This is a genomic window from Carnobacterium sp., from assembly GCF_032094055.1.
Classification (GTDB): Bacteria; Bacillota; Bacilli; order Lactobacillales; family Carnobacteriaceae; genus Carnobacterium_A.
Map to the genome: position 1 here is coordinate 1 of NZ_DAMDAK010000012.1, position 3,004 is coordinate 3,004.

Sequence of the window (3,004 nt, forward strand, 5' to 3'; positions counted from 1 at the left end):
ACAAATTTTATGCATTGACTAGCCACAGCAGCCTGAGCAACTGTCACGGATCTTTGCGCAGTTTGGCTGGAGACCTGCTTAAGATAGCCAATGATATCAGATGGCTCGCCAGTGGACCTCGTTGCGGAATTGGTGAAATAAAAATACCAGCCAATGAACCAGGAAGCTCGATTATGCCAGGGAAAGTTAATCCTACACAAGCAGAAGCCTTAACAATGATAGCTGCACAAGTTATGGGAAATGACACAACGATTCAAGTAGCAGCAAGCCAAGGCAACTTTCAATTAAATGTTTTTAAACCAGTAGTGATTTTTAATTTTATGCAAAGTATTACGATACTTGCAGAAGGAATGTCCTCTTTTCGAGTTCATTGCTTAACTGGCATGGAAGCGAACAGTGAACGAATGGAGCAATCATTGCAAAAATCTTTGATGTTAGTTACTGCCCTTAGCCCACATATTGGGTATACAAAAAGTGCTGAAATTGCTAAAAATGCTCTCGATTATAACTTGAATTTACGTGAGTCTGCATTAGCTTTGGGGTATGCTAATGAATCAGAATTGGACCAGTGGCTAGATCCTCAGCAGATGATTCATTAAATAGAAATTTCAGTTAAAAGGATTATTGATTAATAGATAGGGTTTGGGCTTTTTTAGAGAATTAGTTCGTATTTTTTATGATATACTAAATTAAAAGAGCTATATCGATAAAAGAGGAGACCCGGCATGTTGAGCTTTCTTGAAAACTATGATGATTTAACGATGAGTGAAAAAAAAGTTTTGAAATATATAGTGGAGAATATTGAACTGATTCCTTATTTAAAAATAACTGATTTAGCTGAAGTAACATTTGTCTCGAAAACGGTGATTATTAACCTTTCTCAAAAACTAGGATATAGTGGTTTTAAAGAATTGAAGTACCATATCAACAGTTCAGTCAGAGATAAGATTAACCAAGAAACTAATAACGGATTGAACTATAGAGATGGGTTAAAACAAAGTATAGAGAAAACATTTTCTCTGGTTGATGAAAAAGTATTGGTAGACTGTGCACGATTAATACAGTCGTCAAAAAATTTATTTATCATGGCCAGAGGGACAAGTAAAGCAGCTGGTTATTACTTAGAGCATTTACTTTTGTCAGTGGGTATCCAGTGTATTTTTATTAAGGACTATAACTTATCAGAATTGTTCACAAATTTTGTGACAGAAAATGATACCGTTATCTTGATTTCTTTATCCGGCAATACACAGAAGATTGTTGAAACAGCTAAAACAATTCATTTAAAAAAAGCTAATATCATTAATATGACATCTTTCCAGTCTAATACATTATCTAACTACACTAAAAATAATTTATACTGTTATACCAATTTAGCAGATACTAAGAAAAATGATAAGATTTCTAGGATTGGTTTTTTCTTAATAATTGATTTGTTGATCCATCAATTATCTTTAGAAGAAGCCAATGGAAGTTAAAACTTTATTGTTGTTCATCAAAGAAGCAGCCTTAAGGATACAAGGCTGCTTCTTTGATGATTTATTTAGAGAAATATGAAAATAGATGCAAAAAGGAACTAATATATTAGTTTAATTAAAAAAATTGTGCGAATACGACCCCGAGTGTATACAAAATAGGATACAGCATCATAATACCGGCCATGTTTTTTAAAGCCACTGGAAAGGTCTTTTGTTTATCTTGTACATCAAAATAAGGAGACAAATTCTTCCAATACCTTGGAAACAATATAACCAGTATTAATATTAGGAATGGAGCTAACTTTAAGTAGACCAGCAAAATCAACCATAAAAAATTAAAAATAAATACAATTTTAAATAACTGGACGGCTTTCTTTTTACCTAAATAATAGACTAACGTTTTTCTGCCATTCACGATGTCTTCCTCTAAATCACAAGTATTATTGGCCAGTAAGTTATTGAACATCATAACAACCATCGGTAAGCTAACGAAGAAGACTAATTTTACCGTCTGAAAAGAAAAACTAGCATTATCGTATAAACACAAATAGGCACTGATCAAAGGAATGACAAATCCGCTGAACAAAGACGTGACGGTCTCGGCAATCGGCAAACTATTTAATGGTTTAGGTCCTGATGAGTAAAATAAACCCACATAAAAGCCTATAATGCCTAACCCTAATATGATTAAATTGAAATTAGTAGACCAGACTAATAGCAGACCGAAAAAAGAAGCTAATCCTAAAAAGAATAAAAAGGTTTTCTTTACTGCTACTAAATCGAGGTTTTCTCTTCCAATGATATTTGATTTTATTTTATAATCATGGGCATCTGAAGCATTTTTATAATCCATATAGTTATTAAAGATATTAACGGCTACATGGAAAAAAATGATCGTTAATACGTATAAGATGATACGCCAATTCCATGTATGGTTATAGTGATAGGTTGAAAAAGAAACTCCTAATAGGATTAAAAAAAGATTCAACGGAGAAGTGTAGATTTCTCCAAGCTCCCATAGTAGTTTGAATTTAGTTTTGATAATCGTCATCTCCCAAAAAGTTACCTGCTGCACTCAGGTTTAATATGCAATAAAGCTGCTTTGTCGGTAAACTAAGTTTAGAAGCATTCTTCAAAAAATTTACTTGATTCCTGACGCTAGCAATTTTAATTACACATCTAAGTATAGCTTATTTTGTAGATAAATGTACATGATGAATCCATGAATAGTGGTGGTTTTTTGGGCAAACAAATAAAGGAATAGAAAGGATTTGGGATTAAGTTAACTAGTAGAGGGTGCTGATTTTCCTTAATCGTCTATTTAACTAGTTCAATCCAAATTTTTGGAAAAAGTAAAATAGCCTTTACAATAATAGGTAAGTTAAATGAAAAGAAAGCTAAGATAAAATAGTGAAACTTATGCTAAACTTAAGTTATCTAAATTTACGATATAAGGAACCGTTCTTATCCAACTAATGGGGTAGATTCCTGAAACTAGGTAAAAGGGGAGATATGTTGAAAGCTAT

At 32.6% G+C, this 3,004-nt stretch carries 3 protein-coding genes; 2 read left to right on the forward strand and 1 reads right to left on the reverse strand.

Features of this window, described 5'->3' with window-relative positions:
* Together RT405_RS03140 and RT405_RS03145 are read left to right on the forward strand one after the other, a co-directional pair.
* On the forward strand, positions 1 to 599 hold a 599-nt coding region (locus RT405_RS03140; protein ID WP_313467482.1), incomplete at its 5' end, for a lyase family protein.
* Between the two features lie 126 nt (positions 600 to 725).
* On the forward strand, positions 726 to 1,478 hold the full coding sequence (locus RT405_RS03145; RefSeq protein ID WP_313467484.1) for a MurR/RpiR family transcriptional regulator: 753 nt from the start codon (positions 726 to 728) through the stop codon (positions 1,476 to 1,478).
* A gap of 115 nt (positions 1,479 to 1,593) precedes the next feature.
* Here the strand turns inward: RT405_RS03145 and RT405_RS03150 are convergent, their stop codons facing one another.
* Positions 1,594 to 2,529, reverse strand: a complete 936-nt coding sequence (locus RT405_RS03150) for a prenyltransferase (protein WP_313467486.1) — start codon at positions 2,527 to 2,529, stop codon at positions 1,594 to 1,596.
* Positions 2,530 to 3,004: the final 475 nt, after the last annotated feature.

Coding starts and splice junctions, on each gene's coding strand:
- RT405_RS03145 (WP_313467484.1), top strand. CDS start 726: ATGTTGAGCTTTCTTGAAAACTATGATGATTTAACGATGAGTGAAAAA.
- RT405_RS03150 (WP_313467486.1), bottom strand. CDS start 2,529: ATGACGATTATCAAAACTAAATTCAAACTACTATGGGAGCTTGGAGAA.